Raw genomic sequence first — 24,035 nt, 5'->3', positions numbered from 1 at the left:
CTTCGTCTGTCGTTGGTCGGCGTGGCGGGATTCGAACTCGCGACCCCTTGCACCCCATGCAAGTGCGCTACCAGGCTGCGCTACACGCCGAGCCGATCATTATAGCCCGAGGGAAATACCGATTTCGCCGGGCTAGTGGATGGAACTGAGCAGGTCGCGGATCTCGAACAGCTCGCGCTTGAGCAATTGCAGCTTCTGCGACATCACGTCGCGCTCCTCGGGCGGCGCGTCCTCGAACTGGCTTTCGCCGAAGGACGATTCCTCGACCTCGATCACCTCGACGCCATCGAGCATGACTTCGCCGGCACGGCGCTTGTCACGCTCCACCTGCACGATTTCCTGCAGCTTGTTGCGCGCGCCGCTGATGGTGAAGCCCTGGTCGTACAGCAGGTCCCGGATGCGCCGGATCATCAGCACCTCGTGGTGCTGGTAGTAGCGCCGGTTGCCGCGCCGCTTCATGGGCCGCAGCTGCGTGAACTCCTGCTCCCAATACCGTAGCACGTGAGGCTTGACGCCACACAGCTCGCTGACCTCACCGATGGTGAAGTAGCGCTTGGCAGGGATCGCCGGGAGGGCTTTCTCCATTGAAATCAATCCACTAGGAGAGAAAGCTTCGAGGTTACTCTAAGAGGTCGGAAGTGCAAAGCCCGGCAAGGGAGCTGCTCGCGGCCGCCGCAAAAACCCAACAACCGGACGCAGAAGGCGCAGAAACCACGCAGAAGCCGCAGAAGAACTTCAAGGATTCCTTTTGCGACTTCTGCGCAACTTCTGCGCCTTCTGCGTCCGGCTGTCCGGTGTTCCTCAGCCTTCCGACGGCCCATTCCCCTGGATCTGTTCCTTGAGCTTGTGGCTGGCGTGGAAGGTCACCACGCGCCGCGCCTCGATGGGGATGGCCTCCCCGGTGCGGGGATTGCGGCCCGGCCGCGGCGCCTTGGTGCGGATCTGGAAATTGCCGAAGCCCGAGATCTTGACGTCCTGGCCGTCGACCAGGCTGCCGGAGATCAGGTCGAAGAAGGCATCGATCATGTCCTTCGACTCGCGCTTGTTCAGCCCGATCTGCTCGAACAGCAGTTCGGCCAGCTGCGCCTTCGTCAATGCGGGCGTCTCGAGGCTCTCGACGGCAAATTCCATGATGTCCTCAGTTTTGAGCGCTGTAGTTGTCGTCGCGAGGCCTGCCATGGTCTTCATCATCCCCTCAGGCGGCCGCCCAGCTGCGTGGAGACCCGCTCCACCACCGCGCGCACCGCTGCTTCGATCTGCTCGTCGGTCAGTGTCGCGTCGCTGCGCGCGAGCGTCAAGCGCACCGCAAGGCTTTTCTCGTTCAATGCCAGGCCGGCAGTGGCCTGCTGGGGCTTGTAGACGTCGAACAGCATGGCGCCGCGCAGCAGCCCGCCCGTGTCCGCGGACCGGATGGCGCCCAGCAGCTGGTCGTGGCTGACCTTCTCCGACACGATCACGGCGATGTCGCGCTCGGCCGGCTGGAAGCGCGGCACGGGCTCGAAAGCAGGAACTTCGCGGCCGGTGACGGCATCGAGGTCCAGCTCGAACAGCAGCGGCGTGTGCGGCAAGTCCCATTGCTGGCGCCAGCGCGGGTGCAGTTCGCCGACCACGCCGACCTCCCGCCCGCCGACGCGGATGGCCGCGCAGCGGCCCGGGTGCATCGCAGGGTGCGCGGCCGGCGCGAACTCGGCCTGCAGCGGCGCCAGCAAGGCCTGCACGTCGCCCTTCATGTCGTAGAAATCGCCGTGCCCGGCCTTGCGGGCCCACTGCAGACCGTCAGGGTCGCCATAAGCGAGGCCCGCCACCTTCATCGGCTGGCGCACGCCGCGCACCGTGGTGTCGGTGGTCTGCACGCCCGCGTCGCGCAGGAACACGCGGCCCAGCTCGAACACGCGCACGCGTTCGGCCTTGCGGTCCAGGTTGAACTTCAGCACCTGCAGCAGCGAGCCGAGCAACGAAGAGCGCATCACGCTCATCTGGCTGGCGATCGGGTTCAACAGCTTGATGGGATCGGCGTTGCCGGCAAGGTCCTTTTCCCAGTGCGCCTCGACGAAGCTGAAGTTGATCGTTTCCTGGTAGCCCAGCGCGGCCAGCAGCCGGCGCACCGCGAAGCGGCTGCGGCGGGCCTCGGGCGGCAACTTGGCGGTGATCGGCGCCAGCGGCGGCGTGGTCGGCAGGTGGTCGTAGCCGACGATGCGCACCACCTCCTCGATCAGGTCCTCCTCGATCGACAGGTCGAAGCGGTACGCGGGCGGCGTCACGGTGATCAGGCCGTCCGCGGCTTTCGCCGGCAGGCGCAGGCGCGCGAAGGCGTCCACGCACTGCCGCTCGGTCACCGGCATGCCGATCACCTTGGCCGCGCGGGCCACGCGCAGCGTCACCGGCTTGCGTTCGGGCAGCTTCACGACATGGTCGTCCATCGGGCCGGCCTCGCCGCCGCAGATGTCCAGCACCAGCCGCGTGATGTGCTCGATGTGTTCGACCGTCAGGTCGGGGGCCACGCCGCGCTCGAAACGATGACCGGCGTCGGTGGAGAAGTTGAAGCGGCGCGAGCGCCCCTGCACCGATTCGGGCCACCAGAACGCGGCCTCGACGTAGACGTTCTTCGTGCTGTCCGACACGGCCGTGGCGTCGCCGCCCATGATCCCGGCGAGCGACTCCACCTGCCGGTCGTCCGCGATCACGCCGACCTTTTCATCCACCTCGATCGTGTTGCCGTTCAGCAGCTTGAGCTGTTCCCCGGCCTTGGCCCAGCGCACGTCGAGGCCCCCGTGGATCTTGTCCAGGTCGAAGATGTGCGAGGGCCGTCCGAACTCGAACATCACGTAGTTGGAGATATCCACCAGCGGCGTGACGCTGCGCTGGCCGCAGCCGGCGAGACGCTCGACCATCCACTGCGGCGTCTTCGCCTTCGTATCCACGTTGCGGATGACGCGGCCGGAAAAGCGGCCGCACAGGTCGGGCGCGCTGACCTTCACCTTGAGCTTCGCGTCGTTCCTGGCCACCACCGGCTCGAATTTCGGTTCCTGCAGCGGCGCCCCGGTGAGGGCCGAGAGCTCGCGCGCCACGCCGTACACGCTGAGGGCATGCGCCAGGTTCGGCGTGAGCTTCAGGGTGAAAACGTGGTCGTCGAGGTTCAGCACCTCGCGGATGTCCTTGCCGATCGGCGCGGACGCGTCCAGTTCCAGCAGGCCGCCGTGATCGTCGGAGAGCTTCAGCTCGCGGGCCGAGCACAACATGCCCTGGCTTTCGACGCCGCGCAGCTTGCCCAGCTTGATGGCGAACGGCTTGCCGTCCTCGCCGGGCGGCAGCTCCGCGCCCACCAGCGCCGTCGGCACGCGGATGCCGACCCGCGCGTTCGGCGCCCCGCACACGATGCTGAGCAGCGCGCCCTGCCCCACGTCCACCTGGCACACGCGCAGGCGGTCGGCGTTGGGATGCTGCGCGGCTTCCTTGATCTCGCCAACCACCACCTTGCTGAACGGCGGCGCGGCGGGCCGCAGTTCCTCCACCTCCAACCCGCCCATGGTGAGCGTGTCGGCGATCTGTTGCGTGGTCAGCGGCGGGTTGCAGAACGCGCGCAGCCAGGACTCTGGGAATTGCATGTCTTTACCGGAATTGCTTCAGGAAGCGGATGTCGCCGTCGAAGTACAGGCGCAGGTCGTTGATGCCATAGCGCAGCATGGTCAGCCGGTCCGGGCCCATGCCGAAGGCGAAGCCGATGTAGCGCTCGGGGTCCAGCCCCATGTTGCGCACCACGGCCGGATGGACCTGGCCGGAGCCGGCCACTTCCAGCCAGCGGCCGGCCAGCGGCCCGCCCTGGAACTGGATGTCGATTTCGGCGCTGGGTTCGGTGAACGGGAAGAAGCTGGGACGGAAGCGCAGAGCCAGGTCGTCGCTTTCGAAGAAGGTGCGGCAGAAGTCGGTGAACACGACCTTGAGGTCCTTGAAGCTCACGTTCTCGCCGAGCCAGAGGCCTTCGCACTGGTGGAACATCGGCGAGTGCGTTGCGTCGCTGTCCACCCGATACGTGCGGCCCGGCGCGATCACGCGAATCTCCGGCATCGGCCCGCCGCGCTTGACCGCATCGGCGTAGCGCTTGATGTGCTGGTGCGCATACCGCACCTGCATCGGGCTGGTGTGCGGCCGCAGGTTGTAGGGGATGCCATCGTCGCCGTCGATGTCCACGTAGAACGTGTCCTGCATCGAACGCGCCGGGTGGTTGGGCGGGTTGTTCAGCGAGGTGAAGCTGTGCCAGTCGCTCTCGATCTCCGGGCCGTCGGCCACGTCGAAGCCCATGCTGGAGAAGATCTGCTCGATGCGCTCCATGGTCAGCGACACGGGGTGCAGGCCGCCCGGCTCGCGCACGCGGCCTGGCAGCGAGACGTCCAGCGCCTCGGCCTTCAGCTGGGCTTCGAGTTCGGCATCCGCCAGCGCCTGGCGCCGCTCGGCCAGCGCGGCCTCGATGGCCTGCTTGGCCTGGTTGATCGCGGCGCCGCGGGACTTCTTCTCCTCCACGGCAAGCGTTGCCAGGCCCTTCATCAGCTCGGTGATGCGGCCGGACTTGCCGACGTACTGCGCCTTGGCGTTTTCCAGGTCGGCCGGCGTCCGCGCCTTGGCAAAGGCGTCGCGCGCGCTGCCGACCATGGATTCGAGTTCTTGGGTCATGGAGTAAAAAAACAGGGCTAAAGCTTCACAGCCCTAGCCCTGTTGGATGGGTTTGCACCGGACACCGCCCCTCGCGGGGCAGCGTCCATCGCGAACTCAAGCAGCCAGCTTGGCCTTGACCTGGTTCACGATTCCGGTAAACGCCGCGGGGTCGTGATAGGCGATATCGGCGAGGACCTTGCGGTCGATGTCGATGCCGGCCTTGCGGATCCCGTTGGCGAACTGGCTGTAGGTCAGGCCGTTCGCACGCGCGGCGGCGTTGATACGGGCGATCCACAGCTGGCGGAAGACGCGCTTCTTGGCGCGGCGATCGCGGTAGGCATATTGCCCGGCCTTCATGACCGCTTCTTTGGCGACCCGGAAGACGTTGCCGCGGCGGCCGCGGAAGCCCTTGGCCAGGGCGATGATTTTCTTGTGGCGGGCGCGTGCCGTTACACCACGTTTGACGCGAGGCATGTGTGTTCTCCTTCTTCGTCTACGTTAGATGCCCGCAAAGGGCAGCATCTGCGCCATGTGACCCATGTTGGTCTCATGCACAGCGGTCGGCCCACGCAGGTGGCGCTTGTTCTTGGTGGACTTCTTGGTCAGGATGTGACGCTTGAAGGCCTGGCCTCGCTTGACCGTCCCGCCGGGACGAACGCGGAAGCGCTTCTTGGCTCCGCTCTTGGTCTTCATCTTGGGCATGTGAATGCTCCTTCTTCGTTTGTGCTCGTGAGGCGTCGCGAAGAACTCTTCGCGCCTTGATGGCCCCGAGCCACTTTTGTTTCGGAATCCTCGCGGATTCCGGGAAGGCCATGGGCCTCCCCTCCAGCGCCACCGCGGCGACCAACCGTGATGGCTTTGAAACTGTCCTTACGACGACGTCGTGGTCGTCGCTGCCGGCGCCGACGCAGCCTCTGCGGGCTTGGCAGGCGCGATCTTCTTCTTGCCCGGCGCGATCATCATGATCATCTGCCGGCCTTCCAGCTTCGGGAACTGCTCGACGAGGATCGTGTCGCCGAGGTCGTCCCGGATGCGCTGCAACAGCGCCATGCCGATTTCCTGGTGCGTGATCTCGCGGCCGCGGAACCGCAGCGTGATCTTGCACTTGTCGCCTTCCGCCAGGAACTTGCGGATGTTGCGCATCTTGATGTTGTAGTCGCCGTCGTCCGTGCCCGGGCGGAACTTGATTTCCTTGATCTCGATGACCGTCTGCTTGGCCTTCGCCTCCGCCGCCTTCTTCTGCTCCTGGTACTTGAACTTGCCGTAGTCCATCAACCGGCAGACCGGCGGAGTGGCAGTGGCGGCAATTTCGACCAGGTCGACGTCGGCCTCGCCCGCCAGGCGCAGGGCCTCGGCCAGGCTCACGATGCCCAGGGGCTCGTTGTTGGGCCCGCTCAGGCGGACTTCCGGGGCCATGATCTCCCGGTTCAGGCGGTGCTTGCGCTCCTCGCGTTGGCGGCGGTCACGAAATTCAGTAGCGATGGTCCAGATCCTTCAGTCAATAAGGCTACAAAAATTGTAGCAACACCGGCAATGCGTGCGCGGCCTGCAGCTTCCTCGGTGAGATTCAGCGCTTGCCCGCGATGTCCGCCGCCAGGCGTTCGGAAAACGCCTCGAGGGTCATCACGCCGAGGTCCTTGTTGCCCCGGGCCCGCACTGCGACGGCACCAGCCGCCTTCTCCTTGTCGCCGACGACGAGGAGATAGGGCGGCTTTTGCAGCGAATGCTCGCGTATTTTATACGTGATCTTCTCGTTGCGCTGGTCGACCTCCACCCTAACCCCTTGATTCCTCAGCGCTTTGGCCACGGATTCGGCGTATTCCGCCTGCTGGTCGGTGATGTTCAGCACGATCACCTGGGTGGGGGCCAGCCAAGCCGGCAGGGCCCCGGCGTGGTGCTCGATCAGCATCCCGATGAAGCGCTCGAGGCTGCCAACGATGGCGCGGTGGAGCATGACCGGGTGGGCGCGGCCGCTCGTCTCCGTGACATATTCCGCCCCCAGCCGCTCCGCGGTGTTGAAGTCGATCTGCATCGTGCCGCACTGCCACTGCCGGCCCAGCGCGTCCTTCAGCGTGTATTCGATCTTCGGCCCGTAGAAGGCGCCGTCGCCCGGCGACACCACGAAGTCCACGCCGGAACGGCGCAGCGCCTCCATGCAGGCGTGTTCCGCCTTGTCCCAGAGATCGTCGGCGCCGACCCGGTTTTCCGGCCGCGTGGCCACCTTGTAGAGGATGTCCGTGAAGCCGAAGTCGGTGTAGACCTGCTGCAGCTTGGCCGTGTAGTCGACGCATTCCTGCAGGATCTGGTCCTCGGTGCAGAAGGCGTGGCCGTCGTCCTGGGTGAAGCCGCGCACCCGCATGATCCCGTGCAGCGCGCCGGAGGGCTCGTTGCGGTGGCACTGGCCGAACTCGCCGTAGCGCAGCGGTAGGTCCCGGTAGCTGCGCATCTGGGACTTGAAGATCAGGACGTGGCCCGGGCAGTTCATCGGTTTCAGCGCGTATTCCCGCTTTTCCGACTCCGTGGTGAACATGTTGTCGCGGTAGTTCTGCCAGTGGCCCGTCTTCTCCCACAGGCTCTTGTCCAGGATCTGCGGCCCCTTGACCTCCTGGTAGCCGGTGTCCTTGTAGACCTGGCGCATGTACTGCTCCACCGCCTGCCAGACGGCCCAGCCCTTGGGGTGCCAGAACACCACGCCCGGCGCGACGTCGTCGATGTGGAACAGGTCGAGCTCGCGGCCCAGCTTGCGGTGGTCGCGTTTCTCGGCCTCCTCCAGCATGGTCAGGTACTGCTGCAGTTCCTCCTTGGTGGCCCAGGCGGTGCCGTAGATGCGCTGGAGCATCTCGTTGCGGTGGTCGCCACGCCAGTAGGCCCCGGCCACCTTCATCAGCTTGAAGTGCTTCAGCTTGCCCGTGCTGGGCACGTGCGGGCCGCGGCACAGGTCCTCGAAGCCGCCTTCGGCATACAGCGACACGTCCTCGCCGGCCGGGATGCCGCCGATGATCTCCGCCTTGTACTTTTCCCCCATCTGCAGGAAGTGCTGCACGGCCGCGTCGCGCGGCAGCACGCGGCGGGTGACCGGCTCGTCCTTGGCCGCCAGGTCGGCCATGCGCTTTTCGATGGCGGCGAGGTCCTCCGGCGTGAAGGGCCGCTTGTACGCGAAGTCGTAATAGAAGCCGTTTTCGACCACCGGGCCGATGGTCACCTGAGCTTCGGGATAGAGCTGCTTGACCGCGTAGGCCAGCAGGTGCGCCGTGGAATGGCGGATGACATCCAGGCCTTCGGGGTCCTTGGCCGTGACGATCGCGAGCTTCGCGTCCTTCTCGAGCCGGTAATTGGTGTCGACCACCCTGCCGTCCACCTTGCCGGCCAGGGCCGCCTTGGCCAGGCCGGCGCCAATGGAGGCGGCGACGTCGGCGACGGTGACGGGAGCGGGAAACTGGCGTTGCGAGCCGTCGGGGAGCGTGATGTTGATCATGGAATGCGCGGGCTTGCAGGAAACAGAAAAGCGCGGGACCAGCCGCGCTTTTGTGGGGACGAAACGAATCGTGGAGTGCGCGCGACTACCCGGCCGCTAGGGGGCCGAAAAACCTTCCGTGGTAGTTCGCGGTGTCATAACCATGATGCCTTTCTCGCTCTTGTAGCTGGGTCCTGCGCCAATTCTAACCTTTGGCCACGAAGCCCGTGCCCGAGCAGCGCGGGCACTCCGTGATGACCGTCTGCTTTTCGACCTCGAAGGTTTCGGTGATGTTCTCGCTGTCGATGCGCAACTCGCCCGTGCCCGAGCAATCGGGGCAACGGGTCGCGTCCAGGTCGCGCGCATCGAATGCGCCGGTTCGTTCCTCGGTGGCATCGGCCATGGTCGCCCTCCTCGTCGTTCGGTGACTCGACTGTAAGAGGGTTGGGGGAAAAAACAAAGCCCGCGAGCGCGGGCTTTGTCTGCCTCAGCGCACCGGCGCTTACGCGGCCTTCTTCTCCTCGAAGAACTGCTCGTCCTCGGTCGACCCCTTCAGCGCCGCAGTCGATGCGTTGGCTTCGATGGTGGTCGTCACCGCGTCGAAGTAGCCCGTGCCCACCTCGCGCTGGTGCTTGACGGCGGTGAAGCCCTTGTCGGCGGCGGCGAACTCCTTTTGCTGCAGTTCGACGAAGGCGCTCATGTTGCTGCGGGCGTAGCCGTAGGCCAGCTCGAACATCGAGTAGTTCAGGCTGTGGAAGCCGGCCAGCGTGATGAACTGGAACTTGTAGCCCATCGCTCCCAGCTCCTTCTGGAACCGGGCGATGGTGGCGTCGTCCAAGTTCTTGCGCCAGTTGAACGACGGCGAGCAGTTGTACGCCAGCAGCTTGCCCGGGAACTTCGCGTGGATCGCGTCGGCGAAGTCCTTGGCGAACTTCAGGTCCGGGGTGCCCGTTTCGCACCAGATCAGGTCGGCGTACTCCGCATAGGCGAGGCCGCGGCTGACGGCCTGGTCGAAGCCCTTCTTGGTGCGGTAGAAGCCTTCCACCGTGCGCTCGCCCGTGCAGAACGGCAGGTCGATCGGGTCGACGTCGCTGGTCACGAGGTCCGCGGCTTCCGCATCGGTGCGCGCCAGCAGGATGGTGGGCGTGCCCATCACGTCGGCGGCCAGGCGCGCGGCGACCAGCTTGGCGACCGCTTCGCGCGTCGGCACCAGCACCTTGCCGCCCATGTGGCCGCACTTCTTGACCGAGGCCAGCTGGTCCTCGAAGTGGACACCGGCGGCGCCCGCTTCGATCATCGCCTTCATCAGCTCGAAGGCGTTCAGCACGCCACCGAAGCCGGCTTCGGCATCCGCCACGATGGGGGCGAAGTAGTCGACGTAACCCTCGTCGCCCGGCTGCTTGCCTTCGCTCCACTGGATCTGGTCGGCGCGCTGGAAGGTGGCGTTGATCTTCTTCACGCACTTGGGCACCGAGTCCACCGAGTACAGCGACTGGTCGGGGTACATCTCGCCGTTGCTGTTGGCGTCGCCCGCCACCTGCCAGCCGGAGAGGTAGATCCCCTTGAGGCCGGCCTTGACCTGCTGCATGGCCTGGTTGCCGGTCAGCGCGCCGAGCGTGTTGACGAACGGCTCGGTGTTGATCAGGGTCCACAGCTTTTCGGCGCCCCGCTTGGCCAGCGTGTGCTCGATGGCAAGCGAACCGCGCAGCTTCACCACGTCGGCGGCGCTGTATCCACGCTTGATGCCCTTCCAGCGCGGGTTCTCCGCCCAGTCCTTTTCCAGCTGGGCGATCTGCTGTTCGCGCGTGAGGTGGGTCCAGTTGCTCATGTTCACTCCTAGTCGATGGTCGAAAAAACCGGGGCGGTGGTCGGTGCCGCGCTGGACTGAACTTTAAGTCTTGTAGAAGACTTCGTGTGGCTCTTATGTCTTATACAAGACTAAATTTAATGATGAACAAAATCAATGGCTTACGAGCAATGTTTCGCAATACGGAAAGTTATTTCTTGTATTGAGAAATTTTGCGGCGGCGCACCAACCTCACATTTCGCAATGCGAAATGCAAATCACGCTGGATGAAAAAGGATCCAGTCGCCGTGGCCGATCACGCTGCGGCCGCGAACGCGCTGCGGGTTCACCTCGTACAGCAGGCAGTGCATCATCCGGCCCTCCACCGCGATCTCCACCTCGCGCTTGAAGTACTCGCTGTCGGCGCTGTCTTCGATCCGCTCGATGCCATCGAGCACTGCCTCCAGATCCGGCGTGATGCGGTACACCTCGCCCACCACCGTGACCGCCTCCTCGCCGCCCAGCGTGAGGCCCGGGTACCAGTCGATGTGGTACAGCACGCCCCGCACCTCCCCCATGCCGACGTACTCGGGTGCGGGGACGAGGTGGTTGATGTCGTTGCGCCCGCCACGGCGCAGCGTGCCGTAGACGAAGACGTGGCGAACAGGGGCTTCAGGCATGATGCGGCGGCTTCGCCACCGTGCTGCGGCGGCTCCACCAGCCGCCATTGTCGATGAGCTTCGTCCCCAGCCGCCCTGTCGCCTATGCCTGCCTCGCGCTGAGCATGTCGCTCGTGGGCAGCTATGTGGCCTTGTCCAAGCCGCTGGCTGCCGCCTTCCCCATCTTCCTGCTGGCGTGGCTGCGCTTCGGCATCGGCGGGCTCGCGATGGCGCACTGGCTGCGCAAGCCGGCGAACGAGCCGCCCCTGACCCCGCGCACGCGGCGGTTGCTGTTCCTCGAGTCCTTCCTCGGCAATTTCCTGTTCTCCATCTGCATGCTGTACGGGGTGAGCCTGACCAGCGCCGTTTCCGCCGGCGTGATCATGGCCGCCATCCCCGCGACGGTGGCGCTCCTCAGCTGGCTGCTGCTGCGCGAACGGATCGTCGGCCGCACCTGGGCCGCCATCGCGCTGGCCGCCACCGGCATCGGGCTGCTGGCATTCGCGCAACCGCAGGCGCGCAACGGCGCCGCCGCGGCGGCGGACCTCGCCTGGCTCGGCAACCTGCTGGTGTTCGGCGCGGTGCTGTGCGAGGCCGCGTATGCAGTCATCGGCAAGGCCCTGACGGGCGCCCTGGGCCCGAAGCGGATCACGTCGCTCATCAACCTCTGGGGCTTCGCGCTCGTCACGCCCTTCGGCCTGTACGCGGCGCGCGGCTTCGACTTCTCCGCGGTCGCCGCTTCTTCGTGGCTGCTGCTGGTGTTCTACGCGCTGGCGGCGAGCGTCTGGACGGTGTGGCTCTGGATGACGGGCCTGAAAGTCGTGCCCGCGTCGCAGGCCGGCGTCTTCACCGCGATGCTTCCCGTTTCGGCCGCGGCAGTGGGCGTGCTGGTGCTGGGCGAACAGCTGGGATCGATGCAGGTCCTCGCCTTCGCCGCCGCGCTTGCGGGCGTGCTGCTCGCGACCGCGCGCGCGCCCTCGCCGCCCTCCGCGTGAGCCTCCGCCAGAGGAGAAAGACGAACGCTGGCGCGATGTTGATCGCGTTTTCTCTCGCGATGCGTGAGCACGCGCGCAGGCCGGTGCGCAGCGATTTTTGCGCTTCCCAGAGGGGAAATCCGCGCCGCGCGTGACACGCGATCGGCACCACGATGGGCCTCGCCAGAGGGAAAACAGCGTTCTCGGCCCGATCAAAAAGCAACATTTCCCAATGAAAAAACCCGTTTTTCGCTTTCACGCGAGGTTTTTCTCCATTAGCATCCGCTTTGCCAGTGCGAGGGCAGTTTTCCACTGGTGGTACATCAACTTCTAGAAGGAAATCGAATCATGGCAACTGCGAAAAAATCGACCGCGAAGAAGACGACGGCGAAGAAGGCGGCACCGGCCAAGAAGTCGGCTGCCAAGAAGGCGCCGGCGAAGAAGGCCGCCGCGAAGAAGGCCCCGGCGAAGAAGGCTGCTCCGGCGAAGAAGGCCGCTGCGAAGAAGGCCGCTCCCGCCAAGAAGGCCGCGAAGAAGGCGCCGGCGAAGAAGCGCACCCCCAACGCGGCGTTCATGAAGCCGCTGCAACCCGACCAGTCCCTGGCCGCGGTCGTGGGTTCCTCTCCCCTGCCGCGCACGGAAATCGTGAGCAAGCTGTGGGCGTACATCAAGAAGAACAAGCTGCAGGACCAAGCGAACAAGCGCATGGTCAATGCCGACGACAAGCTGCGCGTCCTGTTCGGCAAGGGCCAGGTCTCGATGTTCGAGATGGCCGGCCTGATCGGCAAGCACGTCAAGTAAGCAGCCGTCGGACTGAAGCCGATAGCTGAAGGCCCGCGAAAGCGGGCCTTTTTCATTTCGATGCCAGAGTGCGGCTGCGCCGCAACCCGGCCTACGGGGGCAGCCGGATTCGTAGGTCGGGTTGCGCGCGAAGCCGCACCCCGACTCCCGTCCCCTACCCCTTCTTCAACGCCGCATCCCGGATCCCGCTCAACGTCCCGCGCGTCGTGATCACCTCCGGGTCGAGCATCACCTCGATCAAGGTCCCCTTCCTGCTCGCCAGCGCGGCACCCAACGCCGGCTCGAACTCTTCGGTGCGGGTGATGCGCGTGCCTTCGTAGCCGTACGCCTTCGCCAACGCGACGAAATCGGGGTTCGCCAACTCCGTGCCCGCGCCCTCCACGCGCTTGGGAAAATCGCGCTCCTGGTGCATGCGGATGGTGCCGAACATGCCGTTGTTCAGCAGCACGATGATCGACTTCGCGCCGCACTGCGACGCCGTCGCCAGCTCCTGCCCGTTCATTAGGAAGTCGCCATCGCCCGCCATCGTCAAGGCGATGCGGCCCGAGACGATGTTGGCGGCGATGCCGGCGGGCACGCCGTAGCCCATCGATCCCGCCGTCGGCGCGAGCTGCGTCTTGTGTCCCTTGGCCAAGCCGTGGTGCTTGAAGAAGCGGTGCGTCCACGACGCGAAGTTGCCGGCCCCATTGGTGATGAGCGCATCCTCGGGCAGCAGCTTCTGCAGCACGGCCACGATGGCCGGCATGTCGATGGAACCCGGCAGCTTCTGCGGCACCATGTTGCCCAGGTAGTCGGCGTTGGCGGACTCGGCCCAGCCGGCACCCCACGGCACGTCCGGCGGCGCGGCCAGTACCTCGAGCGACCGCGCGGCGGCGTTCATGGTCGCGTGGATCGCGAGGTCGGCCTGGTAGACGCGGTTCAGCTCCTCGGCGCTGGCGTGGATGTGCACCAGCTTCTGCTTCGCCTTCGGCGGCGTCAGCAGCGTGTAGCCGCCGGTCGTCATCTCGCCCAGCCGCGGACCGATGGCCACGATGAGGTCGCTGTCCTTCACGCGCGCGGCGAGCTTGGGATTGATGCCGATGCCGACGTCGCCCGCATACAGCGGATGGTGGTTGTCGAAGGTGTCCTGGAAGCGGAAGGCGTTGCCGACCGGCAGCTTCCAGTTCTCGGCGAAGCGCTGCAGCGCCTGCGCGGACTGCGGCGTCCAGCCCCCGCCGCCGGCGATCACGAAAGGCTTCTTCGCAGCCAGCAGCATCTCGCGCAGCGTGCGCAGCGCGCCCGGGTCGCTCCATGCCTGCGCCGGATCCACTTTCGGCATCGGGCGTGCGGCGCTGGCCTTCACCAGCATGTCCTCGGGCAGCACCAGCACCACCGGCCCGGGGCGGCCGTTCATGGCCGTGGCGAAGGCCCGCGCCACATACTCGGGGATGCGGTCCGGCTCGTCGATGCGCTCCACGCGCTTGGCCATGCCCTTGGTGCTGGGGCCGAAGAAGCTGCCGTAGTCGACTTCCTGGAAAGCCTCGCGGTCACGCTGGTCGCTGGCGACATCGCCGACGAACAGCACCATCGGCGTGGAATCCTGGAAGGCCGTGTGCACGCCGATCGACGCATTGGTGGCGCCGGGTCCCCGCGTGACGAAGCAGACACCCGGCCGGTTGGTCATCTTGCCCACGGCTTCGGCCATGAAGGCGGCGCCACCCTCCTGCCGGTTGATGACGAACCGGATCTGCTCGCGGTATTTGTGGAAGCCATCGAGCACCGCGAGATAGCTCTCGCCCGGCACGCCGAAAGCGTGCGTCACGCCCTGGGCCACCAAGCATTCGACGATCAGGTGGCCGGCGAGTTGCGTATCCTGCGACATGTGCTTGACTTGATTAACTGTTTGGTGAATTATTGGCCATGGCCAAAGAACCGACGGGTGGCGGCGAAGAGCGGTTGCGCGATGCGGATCGCTCGCAGAGCACCATCCTAGCAGCGGCCCGCGACGAATTCGCCGAGTACGGGCTGGCAGGCGCGCGCGTCGATCGCATCGCCGAACGCGCCGGCCTGAACAAGCGCCTGATCTACTATTACTTCGCCGACAAGGAGCAGTTGTTCCAGGCCGTGCTGGAGCAGGCGTACAGCGACATCCGCGCCGAAGAGGCCACGCTGCACCTGGCCGAGCTCGATCCCGCCACGGCCGTGCGCCGGTTGGTCGAATTCACCTGGGATTACTTCATCGCGCACCCGGAGTTCCTCACCTTGCTGAACAGCGCCAACCTGCACAAGGCGCGTCACCTCGTGGACCCCGATCGCGCCCGGCAGCTCAACTCGCCCCTGATCGAGTCGCTGGCCACCGTGCTCGAGCGCGGCCGCCGCGACGGAATCTTCCGGGGCGGCGTCGACCCGGTTCAGCTCTACGTCTCCATCGCCGGCCTGGCGTATTTCTACCTGTCCAACAGCCACACGCTGTCGGCCGTGTTCGGCCGCGACCTGCTGGCCGCCAAGGCCCGCAGCGAACGCCTGTCGCACATGACGGACGTGATCCTCGGCTACCTCTTCCTGCACGATTGACCTGCCGTCGGCGCGGGGCTTGCCAGCGGCGTGGCGCGCCCTATAATTCACCAATCAGTGAATTGACCCCTCCATGAAAGAGCAGAGACAAGCATGACGTTCACCCGCCGCACCCTCGTCGCCACCCTCGCCGCCATCGCCGCCGCCGCACCCCTCGCCGCCTCGGCGCAGGCCGGCTACCCCACCAAGCCGATCCGGGTGATCGTGCCCTTCGCGGCCGGCAGCACCACGGACATCATCGCCCGCGCCATTTCCGACAAGATGGGCCAGAGCATGGGCCAGACCCTGGTGGTCGAAAACCGCGGCGGCGCCAGCGGCACCATCGGCCAGGCCGCGGTGGCCACGGCGGCGCCCGATGGCTACACGATCATGATCCACTCGTCGTCGCACACGGTCAGCCCGCACACCTTCGCCAAGCTGCCGTTCGACACGCTGGCGGACTTCGTTCCCGTCACGCCGATCTCCTCCACGCCGAACGTGCTGGTGATCTCGCCTTCCAAGAACATCAAGACGCTGCAGGAGCTGCTGGCGGCGGCGCGCGCCAAGCCCGGCAGCATGAACTTCGCCTCCGCCGGACAAGGCAGCGCCACGCACCTGAACGCCGAGAAGTTCAAGCTGGCCGCGAAGATCGAAGCGCAGAACATCCCCTTCAAGGGCTCGGCTGAAGCCGTGACGGAGGTGATGGCCGGCCGCGTCGACTACTACTTCTCGCCGATCGCACCGGTGATCGGGCAGATCCGCCAAGGCCAGCTGGTCCCGCTGGCCGTCGGCTCGCCGCGCCGCGCTGCGGCCCTGCCGCAAGTCCCGACGACCGCCGAAGCCGGCGTCCCCGGCTCCGAGTTCAACTTCTGGATCGGCATGTTCGCCCCCAAGGGCACGCCGCCGGCGATCGTCAACCGCCTGCAGGACGAAGTCGTCAAGGCGCTGGCCACGCCCGAGGTCAAGGAACGCTTCCTGACCCTGGGCGCCGATGCCTGGACGCTGGAGCCGGCGCAGTTCGACGCCTACGTCCGCGAAGAGGTCAGGAACAACGCCGCGCTGGTCAAGGCCGCCGGTCTCGAAGTGCAGAAGTAAGCAGGCAAGACACAAGGAGTCCCCCATGCCCACGCAACGTCTCGGAATCATCATGCACGGCGTCACCGGACGCATGGGCATGAACCAGCACCTGATCCGCTCCATCGTCGCGATCCGCAACCAGGGCGGCGTCACGCTCTCCAACGGCGACAAGGTGATGCCGGACCCGATCCTCATCGGCCGCAACGCCGAAAAGATCGAGGCGCTTGCCAAGGCGCACAACATCGCGCGCTGGGGCACCGACCTCGATGCGGCGCTGGCGAATCCCGAAGACACCGTCTTCTTCGACGCCGGCACCACGCAGATGCGGCCCAAGCTGCTGGCCAAGGCCCTGCGCGCGCGCAAGCACGTGTATTGCGAGAAGCCGATCGCCACCACGCTCGGCGAAGCGGTGGAGATCGCGAAGATGGCCGAGAAGTCCGGCATGAAGCACGGCGCGGTGCAGGACAAGCTGTTCCTGCCCGGGCTGCGCAAGCTGGACATGCTGCGGCGTGCGGGCTTTTTCGGCCGCATGCTGTCGCTGCGGCTGGAGTTCGGCTACTGGGTGTTCGAGGGCGACCTGCAGCCGATCCAGCGCCCCAGCTGGAACTACCGCTCCGAGGACGGCGGCGGGATGATCCTGGACATGATGTGCCACTGGCGCTACGTGCTGGACAACCTGTTCGGCGAGGTCAAGTCGATCAGCTGCCTGGGCGCCACCCACATCCCGCAGCGCTGGGACGAGGACGGCAAGTCTTACCAGGCCACTGCGGACGACGCGGCCTATGCCATCGCCGAACTGGTCGGCCACAACGGCGAGCCGGTGATCGCGCAGCTGAACATGTCGTGGGCCACCCGCGTGAACCGCGAAGACCTGGTCACGTTCCACGTCGACGGCACCCACGGCTCCGCGGTTGCCACGCTGACCGAGTGCAAGGCGCAAAGCCGCGTCAACACGCCGCGCCCCGTCTGGAACCCGGACGTGAAGAACACGATGAACTTCAGCGAGCAATGGCAGGAAGTGCCCGACACGCAGATCTACGACAACGGCTTCAAGATCCAGTGGGAGGCCTTCATCCGCCACGTGGTGGAAGACGCGCCCTGGAAGTGGACGCTGCCCGAAGGCGCCAAGGGCGTGCAGCTGGTGGAAGCCGCGCTGCAAAGCTGGAAGGAACGGCGCTTCGTCGACGTGCCTCCGCTGAAAGTCTGAGGGGCATCGCGATGGCCCTGACCTTGAAGCTGCCCAGCGCGCGCGGCGCGCTCGAGACCTACACCTTGCGCGGCACCTCCCCGGTGAAGCCCGCCAGGGGCGTGAAATTCAATCGGATCGCCTACTCCGCCGCGCACGTGGTGGCGGACCCGCTGGCGGCCATCGACCCCTGGCTGCAAAGCGCGGTGGACTGGGACGCGACCATCGCGTACCGGCAGTACCTGTGGTCGCTGGGCCTCGGCGTCGCCGAGGCGATGGACACGGCGCAGCGCGGCATGGGCCTGGACTGGCCGACCTCGCTGGAGCTGATCCGCCGCTCGCTCGATGCGGCGCGTGACGTGCCCGGCGCGCTGGTCGCGTCCGGCTGCGGCACCGACCACCTGGCCCCCGAGGACGCGAAGACCGTCGACGACGTGATCCGCGCCTACGAGGAGCAGATGGCCGCCATCGAGAAGCTCGGCGGCAAGTTGATCGTCATGGCGTCGCGCGCCCTGGCGAAGGTGGCGAAGGGACCCGCCGACTACGAGCGTGTCTACGACCGCATCCTGTCGCAGGCGAAGCAACCGGTCGTGCTCCACTGGCTGGGCGACATGTTCGATCCCGCGCTGGCGGGCTACTGGGGCACGAAGGACGTCGATGCTGCCATGGCCACGGCGCTCGGCATCATCGCCGCGCACCCGTCGAAAGTGGACGGCATCAAGATCTCCCTGCTGGACAAGGACAAGGAAATCGCGATGCGCCGCCGCCTGCCCGCCGGCGTGCGCATGTACACCGGCGACGACTTCAACTACGCCGAGCTGATCGCGGGCGACGGTTTCGGCAGCACGCCGGTGCAGGGCAAGAGCGACGCGCTGCTGGGGATCTTCGACGCCATCGCGCCCGCCGCGAGCGCCGCGCTCGGCGAACTGGCGCAGGGCAACATCGACAAGTTCCACGCCATCCTCGGCCCGACGGTGCCGCTGTCGCGCCACATCTTTGCCGCGCCCACCCGCTTCTACAAGACCGGCGTCGTCTTCATGGCCTGGCTGAACGGCCACCAGAAGCACTTCGCGATGGTCGGCGGGCAACAAAGCACGCGCAGCCTGCCGCACCTGGCGGAGCTGTTCCGGCTGGCCGATGCGGCCAACCTGCTGGAGCAGCCGGAGGCGGCCGTCACACGCATGAAGACGCTCGCGGCACTGCACGGCGTGTAGGGTGGGTTCGCGCAGCGACCCCACCGAGTGAGGATCAACCCGAGGAGAAAAGCATGCTGAAAGCGACGACAAAGCTGGCTCTCGCCACCCTGCTGACTGTCGCCAGCCTCGCGGCCACGGCGCAAGCCTGGCCGAACCGCCCGGTGAAGGTGATCATCCCCTTCCCGCCCGGCGGCACGCTGGACGCGGTGGGCCGGCAACTGGCGCAGAAGCTGGGCGACCAGCTCGGGCAGCCCTTCGTGGTGGAGAACCGCCCCGGCGGCAACGGCACCATCGGCGCCGATGCGGTGGCCAAGGCGCAGGCCGACGGGTACACGCTGCTGTTCAACGCATCGACGTTCGTCAGCGCGCCGATGACGATGAAGTCGGTGCCCTACGCCGTGGTGCGCGACTTCCAGCCGGTGGCCCTGGTCGCCAAGGCGCCGCTGTCGGTGGCGATCAACAAGAACCTGCCGGTCACCGACGTGAAGTCGCTGCTGGCCTATGCCAAGGCCAATCCGGGCAAGATGACTTTCGCGGTCGGCTCCATAGGCTCCGCGGGCCACTTGTCGACAGAGCTCCTCAAGCGCAGCGGCGGCATCGAATACATGGTGGTGCCGTACAAGGGCACGGCGCCGGCGTTCCAGGACCTCATCGGCGGCCAGATCCACGGCTTCATCGACCCGATCCTCGGCTCCCTGCAGTACCACAAGAGCGGCTTGCTGCGCGTGGTCGCGGTCACTTCCGACAAGCGCGTGCCCAACCTGCCGGACGTGCCCACCGTGGGCGAAACCATTCCCGGCTACGAGTTCTACAGCTGGTACGGCTTGTGGGGCCCGGCGAAGCTGCCCGCCGAGATCACGCAGCGCCTGAACGCCGAAGTGAACAAGGCGCTGGCGGGCGAGATGAAGGACAAGCTGGAGCAGCAAGGCCTGCTGCTCACGCCCGGCTCCGTGGATGACTTCGCGAAATTCCAGGCGACCGACATGGCGCGGGCGCAGAAGATCATCACGGAGGGCAACATCCGTGTCGAGTGAGGCCGGCCGCGCGCTGGTCACCGGCAGCAGCTCGGGCATCGGCCTCGCCGTGGCCCGCCGGCTGCTGGCGAACGGCTGGCGCGTGCGCGGCTTCGACATCGCGGCGCCGGCCATCGAGGACGCGCGCTTCGATTCCGTGACGGTCGACCTGGCCGATCGCGCCGCCCTCGACGCGGCGCTGGCGCAGGTCGGGCCGCTGCAGGCGGTGGTGCATGCGGCCGGCATCCTGCGCCCGGCCTCGCTCGGCGGCCTCGATGCCGCGAACGGGGAAGCGATGTGGCGGCTGCATGTCGAAGCCGCCACGCGGCTGGCCGACGCGCTGCTGCCGCGGATGGCGCAAGCCGGCCACGGACGCATGGTGCTGGTCGGCAGCCGGGTGGCCCACGGCGTGGCCGGCCGCAGCCAGTACGCGGCCACCAAGGCCGCGCTCCATTCCCTGGCGCGCAGCTGGGCGGCCGAGGTCGTGACGCAGGGCGTGACCGTCAACGTCGTCGCGCCCGCCGCCACGCGCACCGGCATGCTGGCGGACCCGGCGCGCAAGGACACGCCGTCCCGCATTCCGCCGATCGGCCGGCTGATCGAACCCGAAGAAGTGGCGGCGCTGGTCGCCTACCTGCTCTCCCCGGCGGCGGCCGCGATCACGGGGCAGGAAATCCAGATCTGCGGCGGCACCTCGCTCACGCCCTGAGGCCATGGACGCCATCGGCATCATCGGACTCGGCCTGGTCGGCACCGCCCTCGCGCGTCGCTTGATGGCGGCCGGGTTCGCGGTGCATGGATTCGACCTGGAACGGCAGGCGCTCGCGGCGCTGCAAGCCGCCGGCGGCTCGCCCGAACCCTCCGCCGCGTCCGTGGGCACGCGCTGTACGGTCGTCGTCCTCGCGGTCTTCGACACCGGCCAGGTCCGATCGGTGCTGGACAGCCTGCTCGTCCCACGCCACGCGGTGCGCACCGTGATCGACTGCTCCACCGGTGAGCCCGAAGCGCTTGGCGAGCTCGCGGCCAGCCTGCGCAGCCGCGGCATCGACTTCATCGAGGGGCCGCTTTCCGGTTCCAGCCAGCAGATCGCCGCGGGCCAGGCAACCCAGCTCCTCGGCGGCGACGAAGAAGCGATCACTCGCGCGCGTCCGGTGCTGGAGGCGATCGCACCGCAACGCGTGCACGTCGGCGGCGCCGGCATGGCGGCGAAGGCCAAGCTCGCGACCAACCTGGTGCTGGGCCTGAACCGCGCGGTGCTCGCCGAAGGCATGGCCTTCGCCGAAAGCCTGGGCATCGCGCCGGACGCCTTCCTGCAGCTGGTGCTCGCCACGCCGGCAAGGTCGGCGGCCGCGGAGGCCAAGGGCCCGCTGATGGTGTCCGGCCACTTCGAGCCGCAGTCGCGCATCCGCCAGCACCTCAAGGACGTCGGCCTGATGCTCGAGGCCGCACGCGCCTCGGGGCAACCGTTGCCGCTGTCCGAAACGCATGCCGGCCTGATGCGCGACGCGGTCGCCGCGGGCGACGGCGACCTCGACAACGCGGCGATCGTTCGCCAGTGGCGGCGCGTCCGCCGCCCTTCCACCTGACCCACGACATGCGCGATTTTTCCCAAGACCACCGCTGGCTCTCACTCAACACGGCGACGATCCGCAAGAGCGGCGGCAAGGACCTGCCGCTGCCCGACATCATCGAAGCCTGCGTGCGGCGGGGCATCCGCGCGATCTCGCCCTGGCGCGACCAGGTGCATGCCGCGGGCCTGGCCGAAGTGTCGCGGCTCGTGCGCACGCACGGCCTGGAGCTCTCAGGCTACTGCCGTGGCGGCATGTTCCCGGCGGCGGACGCGGCAGGGCTGAAGGCGGCGCGCGACGACAACCGCCGCGCCGTCGACGAGGCGGCCGAACTGAACGCGAAGTGCCTGGTGCTGGTGGTGGGCGCCCTGCCCGGCGCCTTGCAGGGCAAGCCGGCGCACAAGGACATCGCCCTCGCGCGCTCGCAGGTGCGCGACGGCATCGCCGAACTCCTGGATTACGCAAGGCAGGCGCGCATGCCGCTGGCCATCGAGCCGCTGCATCCCATGTACGCCGCCGACCGCGCCTGCATCAACACGATGGAGCAGGCGCTGGACGTCTGCGATGAACTGGATCCCCGGCGCACGGGCGAGCCAGCGTCGTTGGGCGTCGCAGTCGACGTGTACCACGTGTGGTGGGACCCGAAGCTGCAGGCGCAGATCGCGCGGGCCGGCCGCGACCGCCTGCTGGCGTTCCACGCCTGCGACTGGCTCACGCCGACCACCGACCTGCTCAACGACCGCGGGATGATGGGCGACGGCGTCATCGACATCCCGCGCATCCGCGGCTGGGTGGAGGCGCAGGGCTTCGACGGCTACAGCGAGGTGGAGATCTTTTCCACCGGCAACTGGTGGCAGCGGCCGCACGAAGAGGTGCTGGACACTGTCATTGCGCGGCACAAGACCGCCGTGTAGCAGCGCTGGCCAAAGCCAACAACCGGACGCAGAGGACGCAGAAGTTACGCAGAAGACGCAAAAGGGAATCCAACTGGATTTTTCTGCGTCTTTTGCGTGCGCAGCTTCTGCGCCTTCTGCGTCCGGAAGTCCGGCTTTCTTCTTACTGCACCGGCTGCAGTGCCGGCCTGGCGGACGCTGCCGTGGCCGTGGCGGCGGCAGGGTTGGCGGCCTTGGCCTGCCCGCCCGTGCCGGCTTCGATCTCGCCGGAGAGCTGGCCGCCCTCCTCGACCACCAGCTTGCCGTAGCGCACCTTGCCCGAAACCTTGCCGGTGGAATAGATCACCAGCTTCTGGCGCACGGTGAGGTTGCCCTCGAACAGGCCGCGGATCTCGGCGACGTCGATCTCGGCCGAGCCCTTGAAGGCGCCGCGCTCGGAGATCTGGATCACGCGCGAGTCCATCGTCGCTTCGACCGAACCTTCCACCACCAGCGTGTCGCAGTCCGTGATCTCCACGCCCTTGAGCTTGATGTTCGGGCCGACGGTCAGCTTGCTCTCGCCTTCCTTCACGCCCGCGTTCGCGGGAACGGCGGTGGCGGCCGTGGCGGCGGAGGCCGTGGCGGCCTGCGCGTTCGCCTGGGCCGCGGCATTGGGGCTCACGCCGCCGCGGGGATAGGTGTCTTCGCGCTTTGCGCTGTTGTTGTTGAAGAAGGGGGATTGCAATGCCATGGAGCGAGCCTCTGAGAGTGGAAGTGAAGAGCTGCCGATGCTACGCAGCCGATCGATAACAGAAAAGCCGCTTGACGCAAGAAGGGTAACGAATGGCGTTGCGCGCAGCCGACGTGGTGCGCGCGGTCGCCACCGTGCATGCACGACGTCCTTGCGCGGCGCGGGTGGGCGCTGCACGATGGAGCAGGACGGAGGGACACGATGAAGCACTCGCTGCGATCGCTGTGCGCCTGGGGCGCGTTGCTGGCTGCCACCGCCGGCGCGCCGGCCGCCGACAGGGAGTCCGAGCGCTTCGACGTCAGCGAGCGCAACCTGCTGGTGGTGCTGCGCGAATCGCCCGGCGCGAACAAGCAGGACGAGGCGCTCGCGCCCTTCGGCAAGATCAAGGCGAAGCTTTCCGACGGCCGCGAGATCGAGTTCGAGGCCAGCTGGTTCCAGTATCTCGGCGACATGCACCTGCGGCTGGTGTTCGACGGCGAGCGCCGCGTGCAGAGCGCCTCGCCCGAAGACCTGGAAATGCTGCGCCTGTCGCCCGAGCAGGCGCTGTCCCGCGCCGTCAACAACCTGCGGCGCCGCTACGGGCAGCCGGTCGCCGCGCCCTGGTCCGGCGGCCTGATGCAGGTGCATGGCGGCTCGCCGGACCTGGACAGCAGTTACTTCCTGGATCGCGCGTTCTGGCTCGACCAGCTGCGCGCTTCGCCGGCCGGCCTGGTCGCGGCGGTGCCGACGCGCGGCGGCCTGGTGTTCGCCAGGGCGGACGACGCGGCGGCCGTCACCTCGCTGCGCTTCAGCGCGGCCGCCTTGTTCGCGAGCAATGACCGCACGCGCATCTCCTCCGGCCTGTACCTGTTCAAGGACGGCCGCTGGAGCGTCTTCCAGCCGCCGCAGGCGGTGAACGACTGAGGGCAGCGCGCACCGCTGGGGTTCCTGCCGCCACCCCAGCCTACGGCACGCGCAAGCGCCCCGCCACCTTGAATCCGCCGCCCGCCTGCGGCGTCAGCACCACCATCTCCGCCGTCGCCGGCGACACCCCGGTCAGCGCCAGCGTGGTGGATCCATGCGTCACGAGGAACAGGTTGCCGCCGCCGGCCGGCGCCTGCACCAGCCGGCGCAGGTCGGCCACCTGCTGCGCCTCGCGTTCCGGCCGGCCGAACAGGTTGCCCAGCGCCGGCTGCGCCTGCGCGGCGCGGCGGAACGCCAGCTGCGCGGTCTCCATGCTGCGGCACCACGGGCTGGACTGGACGCCGGCCACGGGCACGCGGCGCGCGCGCAGCGCATCGCCGAGGCGGCGAGCCTCGCCGCGGCCTTCTTCGCTCAGGTTGCGTTGCGTGCGGCACTCCCCCAGCTGGAAGCCCGGCGGGTCGCCGACGCCGGGATCGGTCAGGGCATGCCGGATCACCACCACCTGGCCGCCTTCTCGCAGCAGCGCCCACAGGGCGTCGTCGGCCTGCGCCACCGTCGCGGCGATCGCCAGCACACCGGCCAGCAGCCAGCGCCACGTCCTTGCCTGGGTCAT

The 24,035-nt window shown here is 67.2% G+C and carries 25 protein-coding genes and 1 tRNA gene; 11 read left to right on the top strand and 15 right to left on the bottom strand.

Features of this window, described 5'->3' with window-relative positions; genetic code table 11:
* Window positions 1-13 precede the first annotated feature (13 nt).
* The 12 genes from WG902_RS01260 to WG902_RS01205 form a co-directional block, all read right to left on the bottom strand.
* A tRNA-Pro gene (locus WG902_RS01260) sits at window positions 14-90 on the bottom strand.
* Between the two features lie 42 nt (window positions 91-132).
* A complete protein-coding gene (locus WG902_RS01255; RefSeq protein WP_340058064.1) occupies window positions 133-585 on the bottom strand; it encodes a MerR family transcriptional regulator in 453 nt (150 codons plus the stop codon).
* Window positions 586-801: 216 nt separating this feature from the next.
* Window positions 802-1,131, bottom strand: a complete 330-nt coding sequence (locus WG902_RS01250) for an integration host factor subunit alpha (protein WP_340058063.1) — start codon at window positions 1,129-1,131, stop codon at window positions 802-804.
* A gap of 56 nt (window positions 1,132-1,187) precedes the next feature.
* A complete protein-coding gene (gene pheT / locus WG902_RS01245; protein ID WP_340058062.1) occupies window positions 1,188-3,605 on the bottom strand; it encodes a phenylalanine--tRNA ligase subunit beta in 2,418 nt (805 codons plus the stop codon).
* Window positions 3,606-3,609: 4 nt separating this feature from the next.
* The gene (pheS, locus tag WG902_RS01240; RefSeq protein WP_340058061.1) at window positions 3,610-4,668 is read right to left on the bottom strand and encodes a phenylalanine--tRNA ligase subunit alpha; all 1,059 of its coding nucleotides are present in this window, start codon (window positions 4,666-4,668) and stop codon (window positions 3,610-3,612) included.
* A gap of 96 nt (window positions 4,669-4,764) precedes the next feature.
* Window positions 4,765-5,124 carry a 50S ribosomal protein L20 gene (rplT, locus tag WG902_RS01235; protein ID WP_340058060.1) on the bottom strand — a complete coding sequence of 120 codons (360 nt, stop codon included), beginning with the start codon at window positions 5,122-5,124 and terminating at the stop codon, window positions 4,765-4,767.
* Between the two features lie 24 nt (window positions 5,125-5,148).
* Window positions 5,149-5,352, bottom strand: coding sequence for a 50S ribosomal protein L35 (rpmI, locus tag WG902_RS01230; protein WP_171557183.1), 204 nt, complete (start codon window positions 5,350-5,352; stop codon window positions 5,149-5,151).
* A gap of 168 nt (window positions 5,353-5,520) precedes the next feature.
* A complete protein-coding gene (gene infC, locus WG902_RS01225) occupies window positions 5,521-6,141 on the bottom strand; it encodes a translation initiation factor IF-3 (RefSeq protein ID WP_340059414.1) in 621 nt (206 codons plus the stop codon).
* Window positions 6,142-6,217: 76 nt separating this feature from the next.
* Complete coding sequence (gene thrS, locus WG902_RS01220) at window positions 6,218-8,125, bottom strand: threonine--tRNA ligase (RefSeq protein ID WP_340058059.1); 1,908 nt, start codon at window positions 8,123-8,125, stop codon at window positions 6,218-6,220.
* A 184-nt stretch (window positions 8,126-8,309) separates the two neighbouring features.
* Window positions 8,310-8,507: a hypothetical protein gene (locus WG902_RS01215; protein ID WP_340058058.1), complete on the bottom strand. Its 198-nt coding sequence runs from the start codon at window positions 8,505-8,507 to the stop codon at window positions 8,310-8,312.
* A gap of 99 nt (window positions 8,508-8,606) precedes the next feature.
* Entirely contained in the window at window positions 8,607-9,932 is a 1,326-nt protein-coding gene (aceA, locus tag WG902_RS01210; RefSeq protein WP_340058057.1) for an isocitrate lyase, read from the bottom strand.
* Window positions 9,933-10,168: 236 nt separating this feature from the next.
* On the bottom strand, window positions 10,169-10,570 hold the full coding sequence (locus WG902_RS01205) for a gamma-glutamylcyclotransferase family protein (protein WP_340058056.1): 402 nt from the start codon (window positions 10,568-10,570) through the stop codon (window positions 10,169-10,171).
* 53 nt (window positions 10,571-10,623) lie between these two features.
* Here WG902_RS01205 and WG902_RS01200 point away from each other — a divergent pair, with 53 nt between their 5' ends.
* Both WG902_RS01200 and WG902_RS01195 read left to right on the top strand, forming a co-directional pair.
* Window positions 10,624-11,544 carry a DMT family transporter gene (locus WG902_RS01200; protein ID WP_340058054.1) on the top strand — a complete coding sequence of 307 codons (921 nt, stop codon included), beginning with the start codon at window positions 10,624-10,626 and terminating at the stop codon, window positions 11,542-11,544.
* Between the two features lie 327 nt (window positions 11,545-11,871).
* Window positions 11,872-12,324: an SWIB/MDM2 domain-containing protein gene (locus tag WG902_RS01195; RefSeq protein WP_340058053.1), complete on the top strand. Its 453-nt coding sequence runs from the start codon at window positions 11,872-11,874 to the stop codon at window positions 12,322-12,324.
* Between the two features lie 154 nt (window positions 12,325-12,478).
* Here the strand turns inward: WG902_RS01195 and WG902_RS01190 are convergent, their stop codons facing one another.
* Window positions 12,479-14,185 (bottom strand): thiamine pyrophosphate-binding protein, encoded by a 1,707-nt coding sequence (locus tag WG902_RS01190; protein ID WP_340058052.1) that lies wholly within the window; start codon window positions 14,183-14,185, stop codon window positions 12,479-12,481.
* Between the two features lie 38 nt (window positions 14,186-14,223).
* On the opposite strand from WG902_RS01190, the gene WG902_RS01185 reads away from it, so the two are divergent.
* The 8 genes from WG902_RS01185 (at window position 14,224) to WG902_RS01150 (ending at window position 21,810) form a co-directional block, all read left to right on the top strand.
* A complete protein-coding gene (locus WG902_RS01185; protein WP_340058051.1) occupies window positions 14,224-14,877 on the top strand; it encodes a TetR/AcrR family transcriptional regulator in 654 nt (217 codons plus the stop codon).
* A gap of 93 nt (window positions 14,878-14,970) precedes the next feature.
* Window positions 14,971-15,951 carry a tripartite tricarboxylate transporter substrate binding protein gene (locus WG902_RS01180; protein WP_340058050.1) on the top strand — a complete coding sequence of 327 codons (981 nt, stop codon included), beginning with the start codon at window positions 14,971-14,973 and terminating at the stop codon, window positions 15,949-15,951.
* A 25-nt stretch (window positions 15,952-15,976) separates the two neighbouring features.
* On the top strand, window positions 15,977-17,140 hold the full coding sequence (locus WG902_RS01175; RefSeq protein WP_340058049.1) for a Gfo/Idh/MocA family protein: 1,164 nt from the start codon (window positions 15,977-15,979) through the stop codon (window positions 17,138-17,140).
* 11 nt (window positions 17,141-17,151) lie between these two features.
* The gene (locus WG902_RS01170) at window positions 17,152-18,333 is read left to right on the top strand and encodes a dihydrodipicolinate synthase family protein (RefSeq protein ID WP_340058048.1); all 1,182 of its coding nucleotides are present in this window, start codon (window positions 17,152-17,154) and stop codon (window positions 18,331-18,333) included.
* A gap of 53 nt (window positions 18,334-18,386) precedes the next feature.
* On the top strand, window positions 18,387-19,349 hold the full coding sequence (locus WG902_RS01165) for a Bug family tripartite tricarboxylate transporter substrate binding protein (RefSeq protein WP_340058047.1): 963 nt from the start codon (window positions 18,387-18,389) through the stop codon (window positions 19,347-19,349).
* Complete coding sequence (locus WG902_RS01160; protein ID WP_340058046.1) at window positions 19,339-20,037, top strand: SDR family NAD(P)-dependent oxidoreductase; 699 nt, start codon at window positions 19,339-19,341, stop codon at window positions 20,035-20,037. Before WG902_RS01165 ends, WG902_RS01160 begins: the two co-directional genes overlap by 11 nt.
* A gap of 4 nt (window positions 20,038-20,041) precedes the next feature.
* Window positions 20,042-20,914 (top strand): NAD(P)-dependent oxidoreductase, encoded by an 873-nt coding sequence (locus WG902_RS01155; RefSeq protein ID WP_340058045.1) that lies wholly within the window; start codon window positions 20,042-20,044, stop codon window positions 20,912-20,914.
* A gap of 8 nt (window positions 20,915-20,922) precedes the next feature.
* Window positions 20,923-21,810: a sugar phosphate isomerase/epimerase family protein gene (locus tag WG902_RS01150; RefSeq protein WP_340058044.1), complete on the top strand. Its 888-nt coding sequence runs from the start codon at window positions 20,923-20,925 to the stop codon at window positions 21,808-21,810.
* Window positions 21,811-21,952: 142 nt separating this feature from the next.
* On the opposite strand, the gene WG902_RS01145 is transcribed toward WG902_RS01150, so the two are convergent.
* Window positions 21,953-22,519: a bactofilin family protein gene (locus WG902_RS01145; protein ID WP_340058043.1), complete on the bottom strand. Its 567-nt coding sequence runs from the start codon at window positions 22,517-22,519 to the stop codon at window positions 21,953-21,955.
* Between the two features lie 201 nt (window positions 22,520-22,720).
* Here WG902_RS01145 and WG902_RS01140 point away from each other — a divergent pair, with 201 nt between their 5' ends.
* Window positions 22,721-23,422, top strand: coding sequence for a hypothetical protein (locus WG902_RS01140; RefSeq protein WP_340058042.1), 702 nt, complete (start codon window positions 22,721-22,723; stop codon window positions 23,420-23,422).
* A 40-nt stretch (window positions 23,423-23,462) separates the two neighbouring features.
* Here the strand turns inward: WG902_RS01140 and WG902_RS01135 are convergent, their stop codons facing one another.
* Window positions 23,463-24,035 carry a histidine phosphatase family protein gene (locus tag WG902_RS01135; RefSeq protein WP_340058041.1) on the bottom strand — a complete coding sequence of 191 codons (573 nt, stop codon included), beginning with the start codon at window positions 24,033-24,035 and terminating at the stop codon, window positions 23,463-23,465.

This window comes from Ramlibacter sp. PS3R-8 (assembly GCF_037572435.1).
GTDB lineage: Bacteria > Pseudomonadota > Gammaproteobacteria > Burkholderiales > Burkholderiaceae_C > Ramlibacter.
The sequence above is the reverse complement of the archived record's forward strand: the minus strand, read 5'-3'. Positions and strand labels throughout refer to the sequence as shown.

Bases quoted from the DNA above. Each gene is read 5' to 3' on its own strand.
- WG902_RS01215 (WP_340058058.1), bottom strand. From the start codon at position 8,507: ATGGCCGATGCCACCGAGGAACGAACCGGCGCATTCGATGCGCGCGAC.
- aceA (WP_340058057.1), bottom strand. From the start codon at position 9,932: ATGAGCAACTGGACCCACCTCACGCGCGAACAGCAGATCGCCCAGCTG.
- pheT (WP_340058062.1), bottom strand. From the start codon at position 3,605: ATGCAATTCCCAGAGTCCTGGCTGCGCGCGTTCTGCAACCCGCCGCTG.
- rplT (WP_340058060.1), bottom strand. From the start codon at position 5,124: ATGCCTCGCGTCAAACGTGGTGTAACGGCACGCGCCCGCCACAAGAAA.
- rpmI (WP_171557183.1), bottom strand. From the start codon at position 5,352: ATGCCCAAGATGAAGACCAAGAGCGGAGCCAAGAAGCGCTTCCGCGTT.
- thrS (WP_340058059.1), bottom strand. From the start codon at position 8,125: ATGATCAACATCACGCTCCCCGACGGCTCGCAACGCCAGTTTCCCGCT.
- pheS (WP_340058061.1), bottom strand. From the start codon at position 4,668: ATGACCCAAGAACTCGAATCCATGGTCGGCAGCGCGCGCGACGCCTTT.
- WG902_RS01170 (WP_340058048.1), top strand. From the start codon at position 17,152: ATGGCCCTGACCTTGAAGCTGCCCAGCGCGCGCGGCGCGCTCGAGACC.
- WG902_RS01145 (WP_340058043.1), bottom strand. From the start codon at position 22,519: ATGGCATTGCAATCCCCCTTCTTCAACAACAACAGCGCAAAGCGCGAA.
- WG902_RS01255 (WP_340058064.1), bottom strand. From the start codon at position 585: ATGGAGAAAGCCCTCCCGGCGATCCCTGCCAAGCGCTACTTCACCATC.
- WG902_RS01175 (WP_340058049.1), top strand. From the start codon at position 15,977: ATGCCCACGCAACGTCTCGGAATCATCATGCACGGCGTCACCGGACGC.
- WG902_RS01200 (WP_340058054.1), top strand. From the start codon at position 10,624: ATGAGCTTCGTCCCCAGCCGCCCTGTCGCCTATGCCTGCCTCGCGCTG.
- WG902_RS01250 (WP_340058063.1), bottom strand. From the start codon at position 1,131: ATGGAATTTGCCGTCGAGAGCCTCGAGACGCCCGCATTGACGAAGGCG.
- WG902_RS01180 (WP_340058050.1), top strand. From the start codon at position 14,971: ATGACGTTCACCCGCCGCACCCTCGTCGCCACCCTCGCCGCCATCGCC.
- WG902_RS01150 (WP_340058044.1), top strand. From the start codon at position 20,923: ATGCGCGATTTTTCCCAAGACCACCGCTGGCTCTCACTCAACACGGCG.
- WG902_RS01185 (WP_340058051.1), top strand. From the start codon at position 14,224: ATGGCCAAAGAACCGACGGGTGGCGGCGAAGAGCGGTTGCGCGATGCG.
- WG902_RS01190 (WP_340058052.1), bottom strand. From the start codon at position 14,185: ATGTCGCAGGATACGCAACTCGCCGGCCACCTGATCGTCGAATGCTTG.
- WG902_RS01195 (WP_340058053.1), top strand. From the start codon at position 11,872: ATGGCAACTGCGAAAAAATCGACCGCGAAGAAGACGACGGCGAAGAAG.
- WG902_RS01140 (WP_340058042.1), top strand. From the start codon at position 22,721: ATGAAGCACTCGCTGCGATCGCTGTGCGCCTGGGGCGCGTTGCTGGCT.
- WG902_RS01205 (WP_340058056.1), bottom strand. From the start codon at position 10,570: ATGCCTGAAGCCCCTGTTCGCCACGTCTTCGTCTACGGCACGCTGCGC.
- WG902_RS01155 (WP_340058045.1), top strand. From the start codon at position 20,042: ATGGACGCCATCGGCATCATCGGACTCGGCCTGGTCGGCACCGCCCTC.
- WG902_RS01135 (WP_340058041.1), bottom strand. From the start codon at position 24,035: ATGACCCAGGCAAGGACGTGGCGCTGGCTGCTGGCCGGTGTGCTGGCG.
- WG902_RS01165 (WP_340058047.1), top strand. From the start codon at position 18,387: ATGCTGAAAGCGACGACAAAGCTGGCTCTCGCCACCCTGCTGACTGTC.